This window comes from Rhodanobacter sp. OR92, from assembly GCF_000427545.1.
Lineage (GTDB): Bacteria > Pseudomonadota > Gammaproteobacteria > Xanthomonadales > Rhodanobacteraceae > Rhodanobacter > Rhodanobacter denitrificans.
Genome location: NZ_KE386556.1, coordinates 248,313 through 272,225, shown reverse-complemented (window position 1 = coordinate 272,225; position 23,913 = coordinate 248,313). Strand labels below are relative to the sequence as shown.

General features: G+C 69.2%; 21 protein-coding genes. 12 read left to right on the top strand and 9 right to left on the bottom strand.

Translation table 11 applies throughout. The features are described 5' to 3' along the window. Nucleotides 1-25: 25 nt before the first annotated feature. Both RHOOR92_RS0112935 and RHOOR92_RS0112930 read right to left on the bottom strand, forming a co-directional pair. Nucleotides 26-289, bottom strand: a complete 264-nt coding sequence (locus RHOOR92_RS0112935; protein WP_015448959.1) for a hypothetical protein — start codon at nucleotides 287-289, stop codon at nucleotides 26-28. 146 nt (nucleotides 290-435) lie between these two features. Next, nucleotides 436-2,145, bottom strand: coding sequence for a sulfatase-like hydrolase/transferase (locus RHOOR92_RS0112930; RefSeq protein WP_051281222.1), 1,710 nt, complete (start codon nucleotides 2,143-2,145; stop codon nucleotides 436-438). A 368-nt stretch (nucleotides 2,146-2,513) separates the two neighbouring features. Here RHOOR92_RS0112930 and RHOOR92_RS0112925 point away from each other — a divergent pair, with 368 nt between their 5' ends. From RHOOR92_RS0112925 to RHOOR92_RS19705, 3 genes are all read left to right on the top strand, one after another. Next, nucleotides 2,514-4,514 (top strand): bifunctional 2',3'-cyclic-nucleotide 2'-phosphodiesterase/3'-nucleotidase, encoded by a 2,001-nt coding sequence (locus tag RHOOR92_RS0112925; protein WP_027490428.1) that lies wholly within the window; start codon nucleotides 2,514-2,516, stop codon nucleotides 4,512-4,514. A 98-nt stretch (nucleotides 4,515-4,612) separates the two neighbouring features. Continuing rightward, nucleotides 4,613-5,332 carry a hypothetical protein gene (locus tag RHOOR92_RS19710; RefSeq protein ID WP_155950251.1) on the top strand — a complete coding sequence of 240 codons (720 nt, stop codon included), beginning with the start codon at nucleotides 4,613-4,615 and terminating at the stop codon, nucleotides 5,330-5,332. A gap of 186 nt (nucleotides 5,333-5,518) precedes the next feature. Beyond that, complete coding sequence (locus RHOOR92_RS19705; protein WP_155950250.1) at nucleotides 5,519-5,806, top strand: hypothetical protein; 288 nt, start codon at nucleotides 5,519-5,521, stop codon at nucleotides 5,804-5,806. A gap of 847 nt (nucleotides 5,807-6,653) precedes the next feature. Here the strand turns inward: RHOOR92_RS19705 and RHOOR92_RS0112920 are convergent. The 7 genes from RHOOR92_RS0112920 to RHOOR92_RS0112890 form a co-directional block, all read right to left on the bottom strand. Continuing rightward, nucleotides 6,654-7,547, bottom strand: coding sequence for a UbiA family prenyltransferase (locus tag RHOOR92_RS0112920; protein ID WP_027490427.1), 894 nt, complete (start codon nucleotides 7,545-7,547; stop codon nucleotides 6,654-6,656). 5 nt (nucleotides 7,548-7,552) lie between these two features. After that, nucleotides 7,553-8,263 (bottom strand): bifunctional 2-polyprenyl-6-hydroxyphenol methylase/3-demethylubiquinol 3-O-methyltransferase UbiG, encoded by a 711-nt coding sequence (ubiG, locus tag RHOOR92_RS0112915; RefSeq protein ID WP_015448966.1) that lies wholly within the window; start codon nucleotides 8,261-8,263, stop codon nucleotides 7,553-7,555. Next, the gene (locus RHOOR92_RS0112910) at nucleotides 8,241-9,392 is read right to left on the bottom strand and encodes a sedoheptulose 7-phosphate cyclase (RefSeq protein WP_027484138.1); all 1,152 of its coding nucleotides are present in this window, start codon (nucleotides 9,390-9,392) and stop codon (nucleotides 8,241-8,243) included. The genes ubiG and RHOOR92_RS0112910 overlap by 23 nt, the downstream gene beginning before the upstream one ends. Further along, nucleotides 9,389-9,871, bottom strand: coding sequence for an S-ribosylhomocysteine lyase (locus tag RHOOR92_RS0112905; protein WP_015448968.1), 483 nt, complete (start codon nucleotides 9,869-9,871; stop codon nucleotides 9,389-9,391). The genes RHOOR92_RS0112910 and RHOOR92_RS0112905 overlap by 4 nt, the downstream gene beginning before the upstream one ends. Nucleotides 9,872-9,902: 31 nt before the next feature. Beyond that, nucleotides 9,903-11,144: a sugar phosphate isomerase/epimerase family protein gene (locus RHOOR92_RS0112900; protein WP_027490426.1), complete on the bottom strand. Its 1,242-nt coding sequence runs from the start codon at nucleotides 11,142-11,144 to the stop codon at nucleotides 9,903-9,905. A gap of 288 nt (nucleotides 11,145-11,432) precedes the next feature. Beyond that, nucleotides 11,433-12,716: a cytochrome c gene (locus tag RHOOR92_RS0112895; RefSeq protein ID WP_027490425.1), complete on the bottom strand. Its 1,284-nt coding sequence runs from the start codon at nucleotides 12,714-12,716 to the stop codon at nucleotides 11,433-11,435. Then, the gene (locus RHOOR92_RS0112890) at nucleotides 12,713-13,489 is read right to left on the bottom strand and encodes a c-type cytochrome (RefSeq protein WP_027490424.1); all 777 of its coding nucleotides are present in this window, start codon (nucleotides 13,487-13,489) and stop codon (nucleotides 12,713-12,715) included. Before RHOOR92_RS0112890 ends, RHOOR92_RS0112895 begins: the two co-directional genes overlap by 4 nt. 406 nt (nucleotides 13,490-13,895) lie before the next feature. Between RHOOR92_RS0112890 and RHOOR92_RS0112885 the strand changes: the two genes are divergently transcribed. The 9 genes from RHOOR92_RS0112885 to leuB all read left to right on the top strand — a co-directional run bounded on the left by RHOOR92_RS0112885 (nucleotide 13,896) and on the right by leuB (nucleotide 23,858). After that, the gene (locus RHOOR92_RS0112885; protein WP_027490423.1) at nucleotides 13,896-15,041 is read left to right on the top strand and encodes a homoserine dehydrogenase; all 1,146 of its coding nucleotides are present in this window, start codon (nucleotides 13,896-13,898) and stop codon (nucleotides 15,039-15,041) included. Next, nucleotides 15,038-16,033, top strand: a complete 996-nt coding sequence (locus tag RHOOR92_RS0112880) for a homoserine kinase (RefSeq protein WP_007513608.1) — start codon at nucleotides 15,038-15,040, stop codon at nucleotides 16,031-16,033. Before RHOOR92_RS0112885 ends, RHOOR92_RS0112880 begins: the two co-directional genes overlap by 4 nt. 120 nt (nucleotides 16,034-16,153) lie before the next feature. Beyond that, the gene (gene thrC / locus RHOOR92_RS0112875; protein ID WP_027490422.1) at nucleotides 16,154-17,464 is read left to right on the top strand and encodes a threonine synthase; all 1,311 of its coding nucleotides are present in this window, start codon (nucleotides 16,154-16,156) and stop codon (nucleotides 17,462-17,464) included. Between the two features lie 119 nt (nucleotides 17,465-17,583). Next, nucleotides 17,584-17,721, top strand: a complete 138-nt coding sequence (locus RHOOR92_RS19700; protein ID WP_015448976.1) for a hypothetical protein — start codon at nucleotides 17,584-17,586, stop codon at nucleotides 17,719-17,721. A gap of 111 nt (nucleotides 17,722-17,832) precedes the next feature. After that, a complete protein-coding gene (locus tag RHOOR92_RS0112865; RefSeq protein ID WP_037115430.1) occupies nucleotides 17,833-19,488 on the top strand; it encodes a 2-isopropylmalate synthase in 1,656 nt (551 codons plus the stop codon). Continuing rightward, nucleotides 19,485-20,486, top strand: coding sequence for a branched-chain amino acid transaminase (locus RHOOR92_RS0112860; RefSeq protein WP_027490420.1), 1,002 nt, complete (start codon nucleotides 19,485-19,487; stop codon nucleotides 20,484-20,486). The genes RHOOR92_RS0112865 and RHOOR92_RS0112860 overlap by 4 nt, the downstream gene beginning before the upstream one ends. Then, on the top strand, nucleotides 20,483-21,895 hold the full coding sequence (gene leuC, locus RHOOR92_RS0112855) for a 3-isopropylmalate dehydratase large subunit (protein ID WP_027490419.1): 1,413 nt from the start codon (nucleotides 20,483-20,485) through the stop codon (nucleotides 21,893-21,895). Before RHOOR92_RS0112860 ends, leuC begins: the two co-directional genes overlap by 4 nt. A gap of 224 nt (nucleotides 21,896-22,119) precedes the next feature. After that, nucleotides 22,120-22,764, top strand: a complete 645-nt coding sequence (gene leuD, locus RHOOR92_RS18825) for a 3-isopropylmalate dehydratase small subunit (protein ID WP_051281220.1) — start codon at nucleotides 22,120-22,122, stop codon at nucleotides 22,762-22,764. After that, nucleotides 22,761-23,858, top strand: a complete 1,098-nt coding sequence (leuB, locus tag RHOOR92_RS0112845; protein ID WP_027490418.1) for a 3-isopropylmalate dehydrogenase — start codon at nucleotides 22,761-22,763, stop codon at nucleotides 23,856-23,858. The genes leuD and leuB overlap by 4 nt, the downstream gene beginning before the upstream one ends. The last annotated feature ends 55 nt before the right edge of the window (nucleotides 23,859-23,913 follow it).

Here is a 23,913-nt window from a genome sequence, read left to right as displayed (position 1 = left end):
CCACGCGAATCGCCCGCGATCCTAATCATGGCATGCGAACTTTCCGTGGCACCGGCATAACCGGGGCCGACGCGCCAGCGGCGCCGTACATCCTGCGATACGCCTCGCCCAGTTGCGCCTGCGCCCCACCGTCCCGGTGCGCCTGCTCGAACACCTCGTTGATCTGCCGCTCGGCCGCGTGGAGCTGGCGCAGGAAGCTCCGGGTGCCGTCCGACAGGCTGCTCTCGGCCATCCGCCGTTCCAGGACCGGGTCGGACGTTTCACCGGATTTTGGCTTGCGCTTGCTCATGCCGGATCGCAAGCAAGACGCCTGCCAGCGTTGTCCGACGCCCGCGGCACGCAGTCCATGGCCGCCGCGACGGCCTGCCCCGCTGCCCGACCGCGACGCAAACTGCCGCTGCCGGTCGCCCGTGACAGGGGCGCGTCGCCGCCCCTTCACTGGTAGACGTGCAGCCGGCCGATCGTCCAGGCGTGGTAGGACGCCAGCAGGCCGGGCACCGCGCAGTCGTCGTAGCGGCCGTCGCAGCGCTCGCGCAGCTCGGTCGACGCGGCGAAGTACGCGTCGGTCGGCACGCCGGCGGCCTCGAGCACCATGCTGGGCAGGAACGCGATGTCGAGCAGCGGGTACTGCGGCAGCGGCGGCCCGGCGAAGTTGCTCTTCAGCATGTAATAGGTGAGGTAGTCGCGGTACGGCTGCAGGTCGACCGGCAGCCGCCGCGGCAGGTTGCGGATCAGGCCGTTGAAGGAAGGCTGGTGGTCGCCGAAGTGCAGCAGCACGGTCGGCTGCGGGCGGTCGAGGAAGGCGCGCTCCAGCGCGCGCATGGCCAGGTCGGAGGCGTGCAGGCGTGCGAGGTAGGTATCGAAGTTCAGCGCTGCATTCGCCGGCAGCCCGCGCAGCAGGTTGCGGTACGGACGCGGCAGCGTCGCCATCGGCTGGTGGTCGTGCGGGCCGTGCTGGTTCAGCGTCAGGATCATCAGGAACACCGGCTGCCCCGGTTTCTTCAGCTTGTCGTAGAGGCGCCCGGCCGCCGCGAACATCTGCGCATCGCTCTCTTCCCATTCCTCCAGGCCCAGCTCGTCGGCGCCGTACAGGTGGTCGAAGCCGTAGGCCTGGTAGGCGTTGCGGCCGTTGATGAAGTCGGCGCTGGTCGGGTAGACGCCGATGGTGAGGTAGCCGAGCCGGCGCAGCTGCAGCGCCAGCGCGTCGCGCACGTTCGGCGCCAGCACGTACGGCGCGTACATGCCGCCGGGACCGAAGATGTCCTGCGGCATGCCGGTCAGCGCGGCGAACTCGCTGACCCAGGTCCCGCCGCCGAAGGTATGCACGCGCAGCATGCCGTGCGCGCGGGTGCGCGCGTCGGGGCGGAACATCGCGACCCGGCACGCCGGCACGTTGCAGGCGTCGTAGATCGACGGGTCGAAGGTGCTTTCCTCCAGCACCTGGACGATGTCCGGATACGGCGACATGCTGCCGGGCGCACCCTGCGCGGTGGCGCCCCAGTCCTGCTCGGCCACCGCATCGTCGGCCATCGCCGGCAGTTCCACGTCGGCGTCGTGCAGGTTGACGAAGAAGTTGGTCAGCTGCGCGTCGTCGGACATCTTCTGCCACGCGTTGCGCGAGTGCACCCGCGCGAACGGCCCGCTGGGCAGCATGCACAGCCACAGCGCCAGCGCGCACGACGCGACGCCGCCGAGGCGAACGCCGGCGACGCGCCGCGACCGCGGCCGCTCCAGCACGCGCCAGTCCCAGCACCACACCAGATACAGCAGCGGCGGCAGCAGCACGCCCAGGCCGATCCCCACCGTGTACAGGTGCGGATAATGGCGCAGCGTATCGAGCAGGCTGCTGCGCACGTAGTAGATGAAGTCCGACGGCATCAGCTGCGAGTCGAGGTAGCGCAGCTTCAGCACCGCCACCGACTTCAGCAGCAGGAACAGCCCGCCGCCGACCAGCAGCGCCGTGGCGAACCGGCCGAACGCGAACAGCAGCATGCCGGACGTGCACAGCATCAGCCCGGCGATGAAGCCGCGCTGCAGCGGCTGTGGTTCCTGCCAGGCGGTGAGCGCGACACAACCGGCGAAGAAAGCCAGCGCGCACAGCACCACCGTACCTGCCCGCGTGGGGCGCAACGACATTCGACGCATGGCTGGAAAGTCCCCCCGTAGGACCGGTGTCACCGGAATGCCATCTTACGGTCTTGCCGCGGCAACGAAACGGCGCCGCGGGCAGGCCGTTCCACTGGCGTTGGGCTTGGCGTGGCGGATGGGGCGAAGGCCGCCCCCGGCGGCGACGAGCAAGCATCCGGTCACCCCGATCTGCTAGCTTTCGCGATCTGAGAGGTTGTGGCTTTTTCAACCTCTCAGACCGGCCACGAATGGCCGGACATGAAGCAGTCACGCCAGTGACTGGTTCATGTGAGCGAGTCCGGGCGGTACCGGACTCGCGACAGAAGACAGCCACAGGAAGTGGTTTCCTTCTCAAGCCCCCAACCCGCACGTCCCACGGAACCGCCATGTCGCTTCGCCTGACCCCGTTCGCCGCCCCGCTGCTGCTCGCCCTCGGCGCCGCCCTGCTCGCCGCCTGCTCCAGCCTGCCCTGGGCCGCCGGCAAGACGCCCGACGGCGCGCGCGCGAGCGTGGCGATCCTGGAAACCACCGACGTGCACGCGAACGTGCTCAGCTACGACTACTACAAGCTGAAGCCGGACCCCTCGCTCGGCTACGAGCGCACCGCCACGCTGATCCGCCGCGCCCGCGCCGAGTTCCCCAACACCTTCCTGTTCGACAGCGGCGACACCATCCAGGGCAGCGTGCTGGCCGACTACCAGGCACTGGTGAAACCGGTGACCTGCGCGCAGGAGCTGGCCGTCTACCAGGCGATGGACGCGATGGGCTACGACGGCGGCACCGCCGGCAACCACGAGTTCAACTACGGCCTGCGCTTCCTGTCGCAGGTCACCGGCACCCCGATGAACGTGGACGGCGGCCACAGCGAGCGCTGCGCCGGCCCGCACTTCCCGCTGGTGCTGGCGAACGTCTACAGCGCGCGCGACGGCAAGCCGATCTTCCAGCCGTGGACGGTGGTGACCAGGCGGATCGAGGCGTACACGGCCGACGGCAGCAAGCTCAGCGTGCCGCTGAAGGTCGGCATCATCGGCTTCACCCCGCCGCCGATCATGGCCTGGGACAAGCAGAACCTGGAAGGCAAGGTCACCGTCAGCGGCGTGGTCGAGGCCGCGCAGAAGTACCTGCCGGAACTCGAGGCGCAGCATCCCGACCTGATCGTGGCGATCCTGCACGGCGGCCTGAATACCGCGCCGTACACCCCGGACATGGAGAACGCCGGCTGGTACCTGGCCGGCGTGCCCGGCATCGACGCGCTGCTGCTCGGCCACTCGCACGCCGAGTTCCCCGGCCCGCGCTACGCCGGCCTGAAGGAGGTCGACGCCCAGCGCGGCCTGGTGCGCGGCGTGCCCGCGGTGATGGCGGACTTCTTCGGCAAGGACCTGGGCGTGATCCGGCTGGTACTGGACCGCAAGGACGGTCGCTGGGTGGTTGACCACGCGGAAAGCCACAGCGAGGTGCGGCGCATTTGCAAGCAGAAGAACGACTGCGTGCCGGCCGACCCGGCTATCGCGCCATTGGTGCAGCTGGCGCACGAGGCGGCGATCGCCCACGTCAACACGCCGATCGGCGAAAGCACGCTGCGCCTGAGCAGCCACTTCGCCGACGAGGGCAACATGACCGCGCTGGCGCCGGTCAACGCGGCCCAGGCCGACTACGTGCGCAGCGAACTGCCGCGCTCGCACCCCGAACTGGCCGGCGTGCCGGTGCTGTCCGCCGCCGCCGCGTTCCGCACCGGCTTCGGCGGCCCCGACGACTACACCGACGTCGCGCCCGGCCCGCTCACCCTGCGCAGCGCCGCCGACCTGTACTTCTACCCGAACACGCTGGCCGCAGTGAAAACCGACGGCGCCGGCCTGAAGGCCTGGCTGGAAAAATCCGCCGAACGCTTCAACCGGATCGACCCGGCGAAGGCCGGCGAACAGGCGCTGATCAACAGCCGCTACACCGGCTACAACTTCGACCAGATCCAGGGTGGCATCCACTACGTCATCGACGTCTCGAAGCCGGCCGGCCAGCGCATCACCACGCTGACCTTCCAGGGCAAACCGGTCGAGCCGGGCCAGCCGTTCATCGTGGTCACCAACAACTACCGCGCCAGCGGCGGCGGCCACTTCCCCGGCCTCGACGGCGGCAACATCGTGCTGGCCGCCCCCGATGGCACCCGGGAGATCCTGGCGAAGTGGCTGGAAAGCCACCAGCGGATCGGCGCGAAGGACCTCGAACCGACGTCATGGCAGTTCGCCCCGCTGAAGACCCGCGGCCCGGTGGTGTTCACCGGCGCCAGCGGCAAGCAGGCCGTGGCGCGCGAGGCCGGTCTCGACAACATCCGCCAACTGAAAGACCACGGCGACGGCACGGCGACCTACGCGATCGACCTGTCGCGCTGAGAGGTGACATAAGTGAGGAATGGCAACGCCCGCTTTCGACCCGAAGCGGACATCGCTCTTTCCATTTTTTCCCGAGGGTTAGGGAAAGTCGGCGCTCAATGAGCAAGAAGATCGCACTACTGTTAGTTTGCGCTCTGGTATCGGTGGAGCCCGGCGCGAACGCCGATCCAGCTCTTCCAGCGGGCGTTTACCCAACTTTGTCGGCATATATGGGAAAAACGCTGAGCAGACTGCCAGAGGGATACATCTGTGCAATCTCCCCGGGCAATCACGGTGTGAAGGGCTGCAGGGGATCAAGCTTGTCCAGAGTCGTAGACATGGGCCGGACATTTGGAATGTTCTACACGTCGTCTGCTCTATCCGAGTCCGGCTTTCTTTTTATTGCTGAGAAACATGGCGAGACGCTCTCCGTGAAGGAGTCCCGGCCATTCCATGTCGATGCAGGCGCCATGCGATATGGATGGGGTGTGGAAGATTTCGAAGCAGATTCAAGCGATTCCTTCCATTGGCAGACGACCTCCGGAAGCGCATCGATGCCGGACTCGGATGTGTACAGATTTAAGCTAATTGACGGGCAATGGTTGCTGTCGGGTCATGATCACAGAACACTATCCAGATGCTCCGATGGATCCATTGGCGACGGTAACAGCTACTCAATCAACTTTTTGACGCGCAAAGTTCGAATTGAATTTCGCCAAGACTGTAAACACGTAAAAGCGATTGAACGTCAGCTGGCGACACATCCTATCCCTTGGGCGTCCTTCGACCCTTCAGACCCTCTTCTGGATCCAGAGGCATATGGCGCGGTGTGGAACTAATTTAGGTACGCATCGTCGGTCAAGGATCGGAACTGGGTTCAGAGTGCGCTTTTTTGTGTGCGCAGCGGTTTAGAAAGCGCACTCCGATCCAAGTTTTGTAGGTCAATGTCTGCTTTTGGCCGAAGGCGGACTTGGTTATGATCGATCCGGCGGCAGGGTCTTCAGTCACATTCGACGGGGTGGCACATGAGCATTAGAGCCAAACGGATGCTGATTTTGACTGTGATGCTTGCGACTGGAATGGGGCTCATGATTGCGATGGTTCATCGTTCGGCATCGGGATCGCTTATATCTTCTGGTGGACTTCTCGCAGGAGTATCTCTACTCCTAAACACTCATTTGTTTCTCAATAAGGTCGAGGACATTCCGGCCGCGACGAAGTCGACTGGTTATGATCGTCGCAGCCATTTCTATTCTAGAGCGGCAGCCCTGCTTGTAGTTGCGGGCATTGTCATGGCCTTTATCGGTCACTAGCCTCCAGGCAAGCTGTGTATGTCCGCTTCTGGCCGGGAGCGGACTTGGGGTAACCAGTCTCGCACGACGGGCGTAAGATCCGCCCTTATGGTTTCCAACCGCTCGCGGGGGGCTTATGGCTTACGAAGCTACACCAGGAAGGGCGTCGACTCTGAGACCGCGAGTGCTTAGGGCGGGTGCATACGTCGGCCTACTGGTCTCCGGAGCGCTGGTATTTTTTCTGCCTTGGTTGCTCACTTCCCAGTTCTCGCTGAAGGTAGCACCTGCGTGGGGCCTGGGTGACTTTGCATTTGCCTTTTGCGCGGCCGGCGCGTTGATTGGGATGCTCATCGGTCGGCGCATGAAGCTGTGAGCATGCTTTAGCAACCTCAGCCTTCACGCATACACTTCCAGATGATTTTGTGTCTCCGCTTTCGACCCAAAGCGGATCACGCACGAGTTCTTTCAGTTCATCTGCTGGCCGCTTTTTTGGCTTCGGCGGGCACGTTTATCGAGTAAGTCACGGATGCGATCTTCCATCCGTCATTGGTAAGTACAGTCGACCAGATAATTCGGCCATGACCAATCTCTGCGTAATAGTCCCAGGAGACAGTCCCTACCTCACCATCGGTCTGGATGGATAGATTCTTGATCTGATCAGGGGGAGCTTGACCTCGCTATCCGCATCCTCTTTCGCGTTCGAGGACAATGTTCGTGGCACCTGCTGCCTGTTGGCGCCGGAAATCAACTCATACGACGCAGGAGCAAATGCGCCCACGAAACGGACAGTTTCATTCAAAAAGTATCCAAATAGCTCCTTGCTCGACCACAGCCCTCGCCCTGAACCCGCCGCAGCGCCAGCGGCGCCTCAACGGATCAGCACGAACACCGTGACGATCGTCAGCAGCGCCAGCGGATACAGGCTGGCGCGGTCGAACAGGCGCGCGGCCTGGCGGCCGTCCAGCGTGCGCGCGAGCCCGATCGCCGGCGGCAGCAGCAAGCCGGCGCCGGCGGCGAGGATGGCGAGCTGGAACGGCCAGCCGCCCGCCAGCGGCGACAGGCGCGGCAGCAGCGCGCTGGCCAGCACGGTCAGGCCCAGGCTGATCGCCACCAGCACGCTGGCGGTGCGCAGGCCGAATACCAGCGGAATGGTGCGCGCGCCGATACGGCGGTCTTCCTCGATGTCGTTCCAGTCGGCCGGGATGTTCTGCCCGCCGATTTCCCACAGCATCAGCCAGACCAGCATCCCCAGCAGCCCCGACCACGGCGGCGCGGGGATCACCGCGAACACGGCGGCGACCGGGCCGGCCGACTTGACCAGGCCGCTGACCACGGTGCGCCACCAGGTGACCTTCAGCAGCTTGACGTAGAGCACCTCCAGCGCCGCCGCGGCGAACACGATCAGCAGGATCTTCGGGTTCAGCAGCCAGGTGCCGAGCACGGCCAGCGCGAACCAGCAGCCGAACCACGCCAGCGCGCCCTTCATGCTGATCAGGTTCTGCGCCAGCGGGTAGCGCATGGCGGACGCCTCCACCGCGTAGCCGGGGGTGATCCCGCCAGCGACCTTTTCCTGATCGTCCTTCACCCCGATCAGGTCGTTCAGCGCGTAGATGGCCGTATAGCCGGCCAGCGCGGTCGCCAGGCACAGCGCCAGTACCCGCCACGACGGGAAATGCCCCAGCCACAGCAGCGCGACGAAGCCGGGCATGGCGATGTCGAGCACGCCGTGGACGGAACGCGACAAGGCGAGGAAACGTCGCATGGAAGTCAGCCCTTCCTGGCGAAGCAGGCCATGTAGTTGATGTCGGCGCGGTCCGGCGCAACGCGGAAGCGGCGCGTCAGCGGGTTGTACATCAGGCTGTCCACCGCCTTGAACTCGAGCCCCGCCGCGCCGGCCCACGCGCGCATCTCCGCCGGCCGGATCAGCTTGCGGTAGTGGTGGGTGCCGCGTGGCAGCAGGCCGAGGATGTACTCGCCGGCCACGATGGCGAAGGCGAACGCCTTGAACGTGCGGTTGATGGTGGAGAAGAACGCCACGCCGCCCGGCTTGAGCAGGGCGGCGCAGGCGGCGATAACCTGCGCCGGCTGCGGCACGTGCTCGAGCATCTCCATGCAGGTGACCGCGTCGAAGCGGCCGGCTTCCTCGCGCGCGAGCGTTTCCGCATCGAGCTCGCGGTAATCGATGGCCAGCCCGCCGCGCTCGGCATGCTGGCGGGCGATGTCCAGCGACAATCGCGACAGGTCGATGCCGGTCACCTGTGCGCCGCTCCGGGCCAGCGCCTCGGCCAGGATGCCGCCGCCGCAGCCCACGTCGACGACGCGCGGCGCGCTCACGCCGATGCGGTCGGTGATGAAGCGCAGGCGCAGCTCGTTGATCGCGTGCAGCTGGCCCATCTTGCCGTGCGGGTCCCACCACAGCTGCGCGATGCGGTTGAAGTGGGCGATTTCCGCGGCATCAACGTTCGGCGATTCGGTCATGGTCTGTCGTGGTCCGGTCATGCAACGTCTGGATGGAAGCTTCGATTTCCGCGCGCGCGATGTCGTTGACGAACGTGCATTCGCCGACCGCCGCGGGCAGTGGCACGCGCTGCAGACCGTTGCGGTGTTCGACGCGATCGAGCAGCGATTGCCACATGAGTTCGGCGTCGAGCAGGGCGAGGTCGGGGGCGAGGCCGAGATGGTCGACCACGGCGAAGATCCGTTCGGCCGCGGCCGCGCCGAGCAGGCCTCGCCGCCGCGCGATCGCGGTCGACACCAGGATGTCCAGCAGCACCGCCTCGCCGTGCAGCAGGTCGTCCCCGTGGCGGGTTTCCAGGCCGTAGCTGAAGGTGTGGCCGAAGTCGACCTTGCGCGCCAGCTCTTCCTCGTGCAGGTTCGGCGCCAGCTCTTCGAGCATGCCGCCGATCGCGCGGTCGAGGATGTCGCCGCCGCGCGCGTCCTGGAACGCCGTCGCCAGCGAGGCCGCGCCGTGTTGCTCCAGCAGGCGGAACAGCGCGGCGTCCCTGATCACGGCCAGCTTGACGATCTCGCACAGGCCGTTGCGCAGGTGGCGCGGCGGCAAGGTGCGCAGCAGGCTGCGATCCAGCAGCACCCGGCGCGGCGGCTCGAAGTTGCCCAGGCGGTTCTTGTGGCCGTTGAAATTGATCCCGGTCTTGATTCCCACCGCGGCGTCGACGTAACCCATCAGCGTGGTCGGCACCTTGATGTGAGGCACGCTGCGGCGGTAGCTGGCCGCCGCGTAGCCGACCACGTCGGTCAGCACGCCGCCGCCGATGGCGATGACCGGCTCGTCGCGGCGATGGATCGGAAAGCCGTCCAGCTCGCGCAGCACCGAGAGCCAGGCCTCCAGCGTCTTGCCGCCCTCGCCGCCCGGCAGAGTGATGATGCGGGCATCGACCCGGTGCTGCGCGAAGTAGGCGCAGATGCGTGCGCCGTGATGCGCGTGCACGCAGGCGTCGACCACCACGAAACGGCGCCCGTCCTGCACGCGCCCCATCGACAGCAGCGCGTCGCTGCGCGGGTCGAACACGTCGGCCACGTTGAGCAGGTCGTACTCGATCCGGCGCGTGGCGCTGACCTGCCAGTGCGTGCCCGGCGCGGTGCTCATGCCACGTCCCGCCACGCCGAGCGCTGCGCCAGCACCTCGCGCGCGACGGCCTGGGCGCGGGCCAGGTCGTGGTGGCGCCAGTGGCCGCACTGGTCGACGCGCGCATACGGCACGGCGTCGGCCGCGAGCACGCCTTTCAGGATGGTTTCGAGCGCGTCCTCGATGACGGCACGCCGGCCTTCGCCGAGCAGGGTGAGATAGAAGCCGGTCTGGCAACCCATCACGCCGATGCCGACGAAATGCCGCGGCAACAGGCGCCCGTAGCCTTCGAGCAGGAAATGCTCGATCGAATGCAGTTCGGTGCTCGACAGGCAGGCGTCGGCGTTCGGCCGGCGCAGGCGCAGGTCGACGGTGTAGACGATGTCGCCCGCAGCTCCCGCATGGACGCCGCGCAGCTTGACGCTGGGCGCCTTCAGCCGGCGGTGGTCCAGTTCGCCGACGGTATCGCTCGACCAGCCCAGTGCCTCGAAGTCGATCATGGTGATTGCTCGGTGGAACGGCCGGGTGCGCTCATGCCGGCTGCGCGATCGCGGCCAGGTGGCGGTAGCTGTCGTCGAGGGCCTGCTGCCAGCCCTCGACGTGGTGGTAGAGCTCGACCGAGCCGAAGCCGTCGAAGCCGTGCGCGTTCAGCGCACGGAAACTGGCCGCCAGGTCCAGCGTGCCTTCGCCGGGAATCTCGTGGAAATGCACGATGCCGGTGCGCGTGTTGGCGACCATCCGCTCGAACAGCGCCGGGCCGCGAACGCCGCGCAGATGGGCGACGATTGGCCAGGCCCGTTCGAGCACGTCGAAGCTCAGCCCCGGCACCGAGATCAGGTAGGTGAAGATCTCGTCGTCCAGCGGCGAGGCGCCGGCGTACAGGCTGCCGTAGTCGACCGTGCCCGCCGGCCGGTCGATGCCGGCCTGCGCCAGCAGGGCGTCGATGCGCCGGCGCCGCGCCGGGTCGGGCGTATGCTCGCCGAAGTACAGCGGATGGCGGCGATCCAGCAGCAGGTAGTCCGCTGTGTCGGGAAAATAAACCAGCGTGCTGGCGGCATCCAGGTCGAAGCCCGCCACCGCATCGTCCCGCACGATCCTGAGGTTGCGGCCCTCGCGCGCATCGGAGATGTGCAGGTAGCGGGCGAACGGCGCCGCCTGCGCCAGCGCGCCGATGTAGTCCGGTTCCGAGCAGTAGGCGTGGCAGATGTCGATGTGCAGCGCGAAGCGTGGCGAGCCGACCGCGCGGATCAGTGCCAGCCCCTGCGCCAGGGTCTCGATGTACATGCCCGGCTCGGGCTCGATCAGCAGCGTGATGTCCTCGTCGTCGCGGATCTCGCGCAGGCATTCGCGGATGCTGTCGGCCAGCAGCTCGCCCGGATCGACCGCCGGCTGGCGCACGTGCTCCTCGCGCAGGAAACCGCTGCCGAAGGTGACCAGCTTCACGCCCAGCCGGCGCGCCACGCGGATGCCGCGCTTGACCAGGTCGATGCGGCGCTTGCGCCCGGCCGCGTCCAGCGTCAGCAGCGACGGTTCGTGCGGCCGCGACGGGGTGAAGAAGTGCGAGGCGGTGGCCACGCAGGCCGGCACGATGCGTGCCGCGTCCAGCCGCGCGCGCACGGCGTCGAGGTCGGCCTCGCCGAGGTTGAAGGGATTGAACTGGTCGCGGTGGAAGGACAGCTCGACCCCGGCGTAGCCGGCCCGGGCCACCGCGTCGATCGCCTCCAGAAACGGCAGATTGGTGAGGCCGAAGGTGCTGTAGCTGAGCTGGATCATACCCGGAAGCCGTGGTGAGCAAGCGGTGGATGGATATCCCCCGCAGCGTGCGGGCGCGGCGCCACGCTTGCCATGACCCACGTCAAATCGCGCCCGCCGGCGCCTGCGTACGGATGCCGCAGTGCGCCGCAGCCGGCGGCAAGAGCGCGCTGCCGGCGCGCTCGCACCGGTCACGGCAGGGCCACGGCGTCCCGCCGGGGCGGAAGAAAGCGCAAGAGCGGACCCCGCCCCGGCCCTCCCCTGCGAGCAGGGAGGGAGTAACGCCGACGACGCCGAAACGCCGGCTGCTCAGTCGACCGGCGTGTTGCGGTAGGTGCCGACGTCGGCCGGTTGCACCGCAGCGGCCTGGTTCGACCACGACTGGCGGATGTAGCCGACCAACGCGGCGACGTCGGCGTCGTTCAGCTGCTGCGCGAACGGCGGCATCGAGTACGGCTTCGGGTTGCCGGCGGTGGTCGGGGCGAAGCCGCCGAGCAGCACGCTGCGGGTCGCGTTGATGCCGGTCGGTTCGGTCACCGAGGTATTGCCGTCCAGCGGCGGGTAGATGCCAGCCACGCCACGGCCGTCCTTGCCGTGGCAGTCGGCGCAGTGCTGCGCGTAGAGCTTGCCGCCCTGCGCGTGGCTGGCCGCCTGCACGAACGGAATCGCTGCCGCCGGCGCGCGCGGCGGCAGCGATTGCAGATAGACGGCCACCGCCTGCAGGTCGGCGTCGCGCAGGTGCTGGGTGCTCAGGCGCACCACGTCGGCCATTGGCCCGAACGCGGTGCCCTTGGCCGACTGGCCGGTCTTCAGCAGGTCGACGATGTCCTGCGCGCGCCAGCCGTCGAGGCCGCCGCCGGCCTGCGTGCTGAGGTCCGGCGCGTACCAGTCCAGCTGCGGGATCTGGCCGCCGGTGAGGTGGCGATCCTGCTCGATGCCGCCCAGCGAGTCGCGCGTGCTGTGGCATTCGTTGCAGTGGCCCAGGCCCTGCACCAGGTAGGCGCCGCGGTTCCACTGTTCGGACTTTGCCGGGTCGGGCCGGTACTCGCCCGGCTTGAAGTACAGCGCGCGCCACGCGATCAGGCTGCTGCGCACGTTGTAGGGAAACTCCAGCCCCAGCGCCGTGTCGGGCCGCTGCACCGGCGGCAGCGACTTCAGGTAGGCGAAGATCGCCAGCGCATCGTCGCGGCTCACCTTGGTGAACGAGGTGTAGGAGAACACCGGGTACAGCAGTTCGCCCCGGCGGCCCTTGCCTTCGTGCAGCGCGCGCCAGAAATCGTCGAAGCTCCACTGGCCGATGCCGGTGTCCGGATCGGGCGTGATGTTCGGCGCCGGCACGTCGCCGAACGGCGTGCCCAGCGAGCGGCCGCCGGCGTAGCGCTGGCCGTCGCGCGCGGTGTGGCAGGCAGCGCAATCGCCGGCCGTGGCCAGGTATTCGCCGCGCGTGATCAGCGCCGGGTCGCGCAGCGCGGCGGCATCCGCCTCGCGCTGCGCGGGCGAGGCGACCGGCTGGCCATGGCCGAGGTACCACCAGCCCAGCACCGCCACCACCAGCAATGCCGGCACCCACCAGCCATGTCGCCGCCATGTCATCGATCCGCTCCGCTCTTGCCCATCACGCACCAGCCCGGCAACGGTTCGGTCTGCGCGCTGGCCGGTGCCGGATGCATGTCGGCCGGCGGCTCGTGGCTGGCCAGCCACGCCGACACGGCGGTGATGTCCGATTCGCGCATGCGATTGGCGACTACGCCCATGCAGTACGGCCCTTCGGCCGCACGCTGGCGCGTGCGCCACGACACCAGCTGGGTGTCGAGATAGTCGTACGACAAGCCCATCAGGCCTGGCATCATCGGCTCCACGCCGGTGAGTCTGGCGCCGTGGCAGCTGACGCACGACGGTACGCCGCGGGTGGAGTCGCCGCGCAGCACCAGTTGCTCGCCGCGCCGCAGGGTGTCCGTGGACACCGCCGGCACCGGCAGTTTCCGGTACGGCACGTCCTGCTTCGCGAAGTAGCCGGCGATGTCGCGCAGGTACGCCGGGCTCAGCTGGCGCACCACGTATTCCATCGGCGCGTGCCGGCGCTGGCCGGTCTGGAAGTATTCGAGCTGCTGGAGCAGGTAGCCGACCGGCTTGCCCGCCAGGCGCGGGATCGCCACGCTGTCCGGCGAACCCTCGCCATGCGCACCGTGGCAGCTGGTGCATGCGGCCACGCGTTGCTGCATGGTGTCGGGTATCGCCGGGGCGGCGCCGGCCTGCGGCGGCGTGGCGGCCATCGGCGCATGGCCCATGCCGAGCGCAAGCAACGCAAAAGCCGCACGCGGCGCCTGTCTGCACAGCCGCCGGCGCAGTGAAACGAACCTGTTCATCCGGCGGATTGTAGGCCGGTCGACCGGCACCGGCCGGCGCCAACCGGCGTGCCGCGACAACCTGCCGCAGGTGCGGCGACCTGCGCCCGCCGCTTGAAAGTTGCAGATGCATCTGTTGACCGCGGTGCAACATCCGCCTTAAGGTCGAGCCCATGTCGCCGCTTTCCATGCCAGCACGCACGCACCTCGTCCCGGTCTTCGCCGGGCGTGTGCCGTTGCCGGCCGGCGGCGTCAACCGCCCCGCCACCACCACCACGACCACCATTACCACTCGGTCGGGGTGGGTGTCCGTGCGCGACTAGGTTCTTCACCACGCAACGGCCCCGCCCTCGACCGAGGCGGGCCGGTGCACTCCCCAAGCACACGCCGATCCGCCAGCGAGCACGGGCCTCACCAGGAGGTCATCGTGAACATCTGTGCGTCCCCACTTGCCGAGCTGCCGCCCGCATCCGGTTTCGCCGCGGCGGGCAGGCGGCGGCAGCGCGTGCTGGCCGTCGGCGTGATCGGCCCCGGCCGGGTCGGCAGTGCCTTGCTCGAACAGCTGCGTGCCGCGCAGCCGCGGCTGCTGCGCGACAGCGCGCTGGAACTGAAGCTCTGCGGCGTGGTGGCCAGCAAGCGCATGTGGCTGGACTGCGACGACGCCGAACTCAACAGTCGCCACGGCGGCGCGCAGATCTGGCGGCCGAACGACCTGGACACGTTCGCCGGGCACGTGCGCGGCAGCGATGGCCGGCATGCGCTGCTGATCGACTGCAGCGCGAACGACGAGGTGGCCGCACGCTACCCGCGCTGGCTGGCCGCCGGCCTGCACGTGGTGACCCCGAACAAGCTGGCCGGCAGCGGCCCGCTGTCGCGCTGGCAGGCGATCCGCACCGCCTGCGCCGGCGGCGCGCGCTTCCGCTACGAGGCCACCGTGTGCGCCGGCCTGCCGGTGGTGCAGACGCTGCGCGACCTGCTCGACACCGGCGACGATCTGCTCGCGGTCGACGGCATGTTCTCCGGCACGCTGGCCTGGCTGTGCAACCGCCACGACGGCCGCCAGCCGTTCTCCGCGCTGGTGCGCGAGGCGCATGCGCTGGGCTATACCGAGCCCGACCCGCGCGACGACCTGTCCGGGCTCGACGTGGCGCGCAAGCTGGTGATCCTGGCGCGCGAGGCCGGCCAGGCCCTGTCGCTGGAAGACGTCGACCTGCAAAGCCTGGTGCCGCCCGCACTGGCCGCGTTGCCGCTGGACGACTGCATGCGGCGGCTCGACGAACTCGATGCGCCGATGGCGGCGAAACTGGCCGAGGCGCGTGCCGAAGGCGGCGTGCTGCGCCACGTGGCGCAGCTGGACCGGCACGGCCGCGCCAGCGTACGGCTGCTGGTGCTGCCCGCGTCCCACGCGTTCGCGCACACCCGCCTCACCGACAACATCGTGCAGTTCAGCACCCGCCGCTACTGCGATAATCCGCTGATCGTGCAAGGCCCCGGCGCCGGCCCGGAGGTGACCGCCGCCGGCGTGTTCACCGACCTGCTGCGCATCGCCGAATCGCTGGAGGCGCGCGCATGAACTCCTCCCTGCTGGAACCCGTCATGGCCGCACCGCGCACTGCCAAACATCCACAAGTCGCCTGCGCGTTCGCGCCGGCCAGCGTCGGCAACGTCGGCGTCGGCTTCGACCTGCTCGGCCACAGCGTGGCCGGCGCCGGCGACCGCGCCGAAGTGCGCCGCATCGACGAGCCGGTGGTGCGCATTGCCGCCATCCGCGGCTGCGTCACCGACCTGCCCACCGACCCGCGCGCGAACACCGCCGGCACCGCGCTGCTTTCGCTGCGCAAGGCGCTCGGCTTGCGCCACGGGTTCGAGCTGACCCTGCACAAGGGCATCGCGCTGGGCTCGGGCATGGGCGGTTCGGCGGCCTCGTGCGTGGCCGCGCTGATCGCCGCCAACGCACTGCTGCCCAGGCCGCTGCCGCGCGAGGCGCTGTACGGCTTCGCGCTGGACGGCGAAGCGGTGGCCAGTGGCAGCCGCCACGGCGACAACCTCGGCTCGATGCTGCTCGGCGGCCTGGTGCTGGCCACCCACGAACGCCTGCTGCGCATCGAGGTGCCGGAGGCGTGGCACTGCGCGCTGGTGCATCCGCACGTGGTGCTGGAGACACGCACGGCGCGCGCGGCGCTGGCCGGCCACTACGCGCTGGGCGAGTTCGTGGCGCAGAGCGCGAACCTCGCCCTGGTGCTGGCCGGCTGCTGGCGCGGCGATGCTTCGCTGGTGCGCGAAGGCCTGAAGGACGTGCTGGTGGAACCGCGCCGCGCGCCACTGATCCCGAACTTTGCCCGCGTGAAGCAGGCCGCGCTCGACCACCGCGCGCTCGGCGCCAGCATCTCCGGCGCCGGCCCCAGCGTGTTCGGCTGGTACGACCACCGCGCCGACGCCGAGGCGGCCAGCATGGCGATGCGCGCCGCGTTCGCCGAGGGCGGGCTGGACAGCGACGCCTGGGTGTCGCCGATCGACGGACCCGCCGCCGCCTTGATCGCCTCGCTCGACGAGGCCTTGCCATGAACGCACGCCCTGCAGGAGCGCACCCTGTCCACAAGGGCCTTCCATCGGTCGTGCGCGATGCCTTTGCCGCACGCCAGGCAGAGCTCGCGCACAGGGTGCGCTCCCGCAGAGGTGGCGACCATGCGTGAACCACTGCGTTATCACAGCACGCGCAGCAGCACGGAAACCGTGCCGCTCGGCCAGGCGATCGCCGCCGGGCTGGCGCCGGACGGCGGCCTGTACGTGCCCGAAGCCCTGCCGCGACTCGACCCGGCCGCGTTCGATCCGCGCGGCAGGCTGGCCGACACTGCGGCCACCTTGCTGGCGCCGTTCTTCGCCGGCGACGTGCTGGCCGACGCACTGCCCGCGATCTGCGCCGAGGCGCTCAGCTTCGACACGCCGCTGCGCGCCCTGCCGGCGCATCCGCACGCGGCGATGCTGGAGCTGTTCCACGGTCCCACCTCGGCCTTCAAGGACATCGGCGCGCGCTTCCTCGCCGCCTGCCTGCGCCGGCTGCCGCGCCGCGATGCGCGGCCGCTGACCATCCTGGTCGCCACCTCCGGCGACACCGGCGCCGCGGTGGCCGCCGCGTTCCACCGCCAGCCGAACGTGCGCGTGGTGATCCTGTATCCGGACGGACTGGTCTCGCCGCGCCAGGCACACCAGCTCGGCTGCTTCGGCGACAACGTGACCGCGCTGTGCGTGGCCGGCCGCTTCGACGACTGCCAGCGCATGGTCAAGGCCGCGCTCAACGACGCGGCACTGCAGGCGGATGTGCCGCTGTCCTCGGCCAACAGCATCAGCCTCGGCCGCCTGCTGCCGCAGATGAGCTACTACGCGCACGCCGCGCTGGGCTGGTGGCGCGCACACGGCACGCCGCTCAACTTCATCGTGCCCACCGGCAATCTCGGCAACGCGCTGGCCTGCCTGTGGGTGCGCGAACTGGGCCTGCCGGTCGGCGAGGTGCGGCTGGCCTGCAACGCGAACGCCACCCTGCCCGAGTTCTTCGCCGGCGCCGACTATCGCCCGCGCGAAGCCATCGCCACTCTCGCCAACGCAATGGACGTCGGCGCGCCCAGCAACTTCGAGCGGCTGCGCTGGACCTTCCCGAATGAATCCGCGTTGCGCCAGCTGCTGCAAGCGCACAGCGTGGACGACGCCACCATCCGCCACACCATCGCCGCTCACGCCCGCGAGCACGGCGAGCTGTTCTGTCCGCACACCGCCACCGCAATGCACCTGCTCGACCGCCTGCGCGCGGAGGGCGACACGGCGCCATGGGCGGTGGTCGCCACCGCGCATCCGGCCAAGTTCGAGAACGTGGTGGCGCCACTGCTCGACCACCCGCTCGCCGTGCCCCCCGCGCTGGCCGCGATGCTGGCACGCGGCGCCAGCGCCGAACCGCTGGCGGCCAGCGAGATCGCCCTGCGGAGCCGGCTGCTGCTCTCGTGAAATATTCCGCGTCTCGCCCGGCAAGAACGTCTGGACATCTGGACGTCCAAAGCAGGCCGATCGACGATTTCAAACGAAACTGTTGACGCCGCCGCACGAAGTGCCCTAAGGTCGGTCACATGTCGCAGCGCAGCAACCATTGCCGCATCGCCGAAATGAACCGTCTCGCGACGGTCGACGGCCTGCTGCAGCTCGGCGGCACGCTCCTTATTACCCTCGTACTCGTACTCCTTATTACCAACGGAGGTGCGGGCTGAGGGCATGTGTCCAGGTAGATAAGAAAACCTGAAAACACCCGAAGAACCCCGCACCCGGTAACGGATGCGGGGTTTTTTTGTGCCTTCGGCGCCGCCCACAGCGGAGCCATGATGAAAAACCCCGGCCAGCACGACACCCCCGCCAGCGACGACGACGTAGTCGCCGGGCGCGTGCGCATCTTCGACACCAGCCTGCGCGACGGCGAGCAGGCGCCCGGCTTCTCGATGGACCGGCACGCCAAGCTGCGCATGGCGCAGCAGCTCGAGGCGCTCGGCGTGGACGTGCTCGAAGCGGGCTTCCCGCAGGCCTCGCCGGACGATTTTGCTGCAGTCGCGGAAATCGCCGGGGCGCTGAAAAGCACCACGGTGTGCGCGCTGGCACGCTGCCAGGACGGCGACATCGACAGCGCCGCCCGCGCGCTAGCGACGGCCCGCCATTCGCGCATCCACCTGTTCCTGTCGACCAGCCCGCTGCATCGCGAGCACAAGCTGGGCATGAGCAGGGCGCAGGTGCTGGACACCGCGGTGCGCGCGATCGAACGCGCCCGCGGGCTGTGCCACGAGGTGGAGTTCTCCGCCGAGGATGCCTTGCGTACCGAGCCCGAATTCCTCGCCGAAGTGTTCAGCGCCGCGGTCGCCGCCGGTGCCAGCACGCTCAACGCGCCGGACACGGTGGGCTACACCACGCCGACCGAGATCGCCGAACTGTTCGAATACCTGCGCCGCCACGTCGTGGGCGCGGAGCGGGTGATCTTCTCCAGCCACTGCCACGACGACCTCGGCATGGCGGTGGCGAACAGCCTGGCCGCGGTCAGCGCCGGCGCGCGCCAGGTGGAATGCACCATCAACGGCATCGGCGAGCGCGCCGGCAACGCCGCGCTGGAGGAGGTGGTGATGGCGCTGAAGGTGCGCGCGCCGCACTTCGGCGTGGACACCCGCATCGACACCCGCCAGCTGTACCCCACCTCGCGCCTGCTGACCGAGCTGTCCGGCCAGGCGGTACCGCGCAACAAGGCGATCGTGGGCGCCAACGCGTTCGCCCACGAGTCGGGCATCCACCAGCACGGCATGCTGAAACACCGCGGCACCTACGAGATCATGCGGCCGCAGGACGTCGGCATCGCCGAAACCCGCCTGGTGATGGGCAAGCACTCCGGCCGCGCCGCGCTGCGCCAGCGCCTGCAGGCGCTGGGCCACGCGCCGGACGACGCCGCGCTGGACGAGATCTTCGCCCGCTTCAAGACGCTGGCCGACCACGGCCGCGAGTTACACGACGAGGACCTGGAAGCGCTGGCGCTGGGCCGCGACCCGCACGCCAGCGGCCCGTGGCAACTGCTGCAGTTGCACGCCAGCTCGCATCTGGGCGGCAGCGCCTCGGCCTCGGTGAGGCTGGCCCACGACGACGGTCGCGAGGTCGGCGAGGCGGCGATCGGCGACGGCCCGGTCGACGCGGTGCTGCGCGCGATCGAGCGCGCCACCGGCACGCCGCTGGCGCTCACCCGCTTCCAGATCGATGCGCTCGGCGAAGGCGCCGACGCCCTGGGCCACGCCCAGCTGAGCGCGCGCCACGCCGCGCGCGACTGGCGCGGCCACGGCAGCAGCACCGACATCGTCGAGGCCGCCGCGCTGGCCGCGCTGGTCATCGTCAACCGGATCGCGCAGCACCCGCCGCACGAGCAAGCCCCGTCCATTGAAGAGCGCGGTCAGGGAAGGCCGCTTGCCGATCCTCGCGCGCAGGGACGCCCGCACAAGGAGATCACCGCATGAACACCCCATTCCTGTGGCACAACGGCCGCATCAAGCCGTGGGCCGAGGCCAGCGTCCACGTCAGCACGCACGCGCTGCATTACGGCTCGTCCGTGTTCGAGGGCGAGCGCGTGTACGCCACGCCGCGCGGCCCGGCCTACTTCCGCCTCGCCGACCACACCCGCCGCCTGTTCGAGTCGGCGCGCGTGTACGAGATCGAGGTCGGCTACAGCGAGGACGAGATCAACGCCGCCTGCCTGGAGCTGATCCGCGCCAACGCGATGCCGTCGGCCTATGTGCGGCCGATCGTGTTCCGCGGTGCCGGCGGCCTGGGCGTGCTGGCGAAGGACGGGGCGCCGGTCGAGGTGGCGATCATGGCGATGGCCTGGGGCGCGTACCTGGGCGAGGCGGCCGAGCGCGGCGCCGACATCTGCGTGTCGTCGTGGCACCGTCCCGCGCCGAACACCATCCCGAGCTGGGCCAAGGCCGGCGGCAACTATCTGTCCAGCCAGCTGATCGGGCTGGAGGCGCGCCGCAACGGCTACGACGAGGGCATCGCGCTGGGCCACGGCGGCCTGCTCAGCGAAGGCGCCGGCGAGAACCTGTTCCTGGTGAAGAACGGCCGGCTGCTCACGCCGCCGTCCAGCGCCGGCATCCTGGCCGGGATCACCCGCGACAGCGTGCTCGCGCTGGCCGCCGGCCTCGGCATCGCGGTGGAGGAGCGCGAGCTGCCGCGCGAGGCGCTGTACTCGGCCGACGAAGTGTTCATGACCGGCACCGCCGCCGAGATCACCCCGGTGCGTTCGGTCGACCGCAAGGCGGTCGGCAAGGGCGCGCCCGGCCCGGTCACGCAGCAGCTGCGGCAGGCGTTCTTCGGATTGTTCGATGGCCGTACCGAGGATCGCCACGGCTGGCTGAGTGTTGTCAATGCGGTCGTCCCTGACCGCGAAGATCAAGAACCGGCCATCCATGGCCGGACTCCTCATCAACAGCCTGCCCCCATGGAGGCATCCGCATGAGTGCGCGGACCCTGTTCGAGAAAATCTGGGACGCCCACGTCGTCGTCGCCGAAACCATCGACACGCCCGCGGTGCTCTACGTCGACCTGCACCTGGTGCACGAAGTCACCTCGCCGCAGGCGTTCAGCGAACTGCGCGAGCGTGGACTGAGCCTGCGCCGGCCCGACCGCATGCTGGCCACGCTGGATCATTCCACCCCGACCCTGCCGGCCAACGCCGACGGCAGCCGTCCGTACGCGAACGCCGAGGCGCAGGCGCAGGTGGCGCAGCTGGAAAGCAACTGCCGCGAGTTCGGCGTCGAGCTGCACGGCTGGAACAGCGCCGAGCGCGGCATCGTGCACGTGATCGGCCCGGAGCTGGGCGCGACGCAGCCGGGCATGACCATCGTCTGCGGCGACAGCCACACCTCCACCCACGGCGCGTTCGGCGCCCTGGCGTTCGGCATCGGCACCACCGAGGTCGGCCACGTGATGGCCACGCAATGCCTGCTGCAGCGCAAGCCGAGGACCATGGCGATCCACGTGGACGGCCAGCTGCCGCCGGGCGTGGGCGCGAAGGACCTGATCCTGCACATCATCGGCACGATCGGCGTCGATGGCGGTACCGGCCACGTGCTGGAGTACCGCGGCGCGGCGATCGAGGCGTTGTCGATGGACCAGCGCATGACCGTCTGCAACATGTCGATCGAGGCCGGCGCGCGCGCCGGCATGATCGCGCCGGACGAGACCACGTTCGCCTGGCTGGAAGGCCGCATGCGCGCACCGCAGGGCACGGCGTGGGACGCGGCGGTGGCGAACTGGCGCACGCTGAAGAGCGACGACGGCGCGCGCTACGACCGCGAGGTACGCATCGACGCCGCCGCGGTGAAACCTACCGTCACCTACGGTACCCATCCGGGCATGGCGATCGCCATGGACGCGCCGGTGCCAGCGGCGACGAACGCGCAGGAACGCCGCGCGCTCGACTACATGCAGAGCCGCCCCGGCCAGCCGATGCAGGGCACACCGGTCGACGTGGTGTTCATCGGCAGCTGCACCAACTCGCGCCTGTCCGACCTGCGCGAAGTGGCGCGCGTGCTGCGCGGCCGACGCGTCGCCGACGGCGTGCGCATGCTGGTGGTGCCCGGCTCCGAGGCGGTGCGCCGCGACGCCGAGCGCGAAGGCCTGCACCGGGTGTTCCTTGCCGCCGGCGCCGAGTGGCGCGTGCCCGGCTGCTCGATGTGCATCGCAATGAACGGCGACCTGGCGCAGCCGGGCCAGCTCGTCGTCTCCACCTCCAACCGCAACTTCGAGGGCCGCCAGGGCAAGGGCGCGCGCACCGTGCTGGCCAGCCCGGCGACCGCCGCCGCGTCGGCGATCGCCGGGCGCATCGCCGATCCACGCGAGTACCTGGCGGAGGTGGCGGCATGAACGCCGACCGATTCGCTGGCCTCCCTCCCCTGCTGGCAGGGGAGGGCCGGGGTGGGGTCGCTCTTGCCTCCAGCTCCAGAGCTTTACCCCCTCCCGACCTCCCCCTGCACGCAGGGGGAGGAGCAAGGCGCTTCGTTGCACTTCCCTGCGGGCACCCGCCCCTCACATCAATCCTCTCCCCACAGGGGAGAGGAGGCCAACGCAAGAAGCGAGGAATTTCATTGATGCACCCCATCACCCGCCTCCACTCGCGCACCGCCGTGCTGGCCGACGAGAACATCGACACCGACCGCATCATCCCGGCGCGATTCCTCACCACCACCACCCGCGACGGGCTGGGCAGGCTGTGTTTCCACGACTGGCGCTACCAGCCCGACGGCAGCGACAACCCCGTCTTCCCGCTGAACCGGCCGGAAGCGCGCGGCTGCGCGATCCTCGTCGCCGGAAACAACTTCGGCTGCGGCTCCTCGCGCGAGCACGCGCCGTGGGCCTTGCTGGATTACGGCATCCAGGCGGTGCTGTGCAGCGAGATCGCGGACATCTTCCGCGGCAACGCGCTGAAGAACGGCCTGCTCGCCATCGTCATCGACGAGCGGGAGCACCGCTGGCTGCTCAGGCACCCCGGCATCGAGCTGGCGATCGACGTGCGCGGCCAGTTCATCGAACTGCCCGACGGCGGCCGCATCCCGTTCCGGCTGGAACCGTTCGCGCGGCACTGCCTGCTGCACGGCGTCGACCAGCTCGGCTACCTGCTGCAGCACAGCGATCAAATTGATGCGTTCGTCCGTGAACGCGAACGTCAAGAAGCGGCCATCCATGGCCGCACTCTTCAACAAGACCGGCTTCGATCAAACGGAGTAAACGCATGAAAGCTCGCATCGTTACCCTGCCCGGCGATGGCGTCGGCCCCGAGGTCACCGCCGCCGCGGTGGCCGTGTTGAAAACCGTGGCCGCGCGCTATGAGCACGTGTTCGCGTTCGAGCAGCAGCTGATCGGCGGCATCGCGATCGACGCCACTGGCGAACCGCTGCCGGCCGCCGCGCTGGCGGCGTGCCAGTCCGCCGATGCGGTGCTGCTGGGTGCCGTCGGCGGTCCGCAGTGGTCCGATCCGAACGCACCGGTGCGGCCCGAACAGGGCCTGCTGGCGCTGCGCGCCGCGCTCGGCGTGTACGCGAACCTGCGCCCGCTGCAGGTGCATCCGGCGCTGGCCAACCTGTCGCCGCTGAAGAACGACAAGCTGAAGCACGTCGACGTGCTGTTCGTGCGCGAGCTCACCGGCGGCGCCTATTTCGGCGCGAAGACGCGCAGCGCCGACGCCGCCACCGACGAGTGCAGGTACACCGTGGCCGAGATCGAGCGCGTGGTGCGCCGTGCGTTCGATCAGGCGCGCGACCGCCGCCGCCATGTCACCTCGGTCGACAAGGCGAACGTGCTGGAAACCTCGCGGCTGTGGCGCAGCACGGTGCAGCGCATCGCCGCCGACTACCCCGACGTGAAAGTCGAGCACCAGCTGGTCGACTCGATGGCGATGCTGCTGCTGACCCGGCCGAACCGCTACGACGTGGTAGTCACCGAGAACCTGTTCGGCGACATCCTCACCGACGAGGCCGCCGCGCTGGCCGGCTCGCTGGGCCTGCTGCCGTCGGCCTCGCTGGGCGACGGCCGGCGCGGGCTGTACGAGCCGATCCACGGCTCGGCGCCGGACATCGCCGGGCAAGGCGTGGCCAACCCGGTCGGCGCGATCCTCTCCGCCGCGCTGCTGCTGCGCCATTCGCTGGGACTGGAAGCGGAGGCGGTCGCGGTGGAGTCGGCGGTCGAGCAGGTGCTGCGGCACGGCCCGCACAGCCGCGACATCGGCGGCAGCGCCGGCACCGACGAGGTGCGCGATGCGGTGATCGCCGCGATCGACGACCACGCCGACACCGCCGCTGCGTTCTTCGCCGGAGCGCGCGCATGCGGCTGATCCGGCCAGCTTTCCCCGGCGGGCACACGGACGTGTCCGCCCTTTTTGCCGCCCC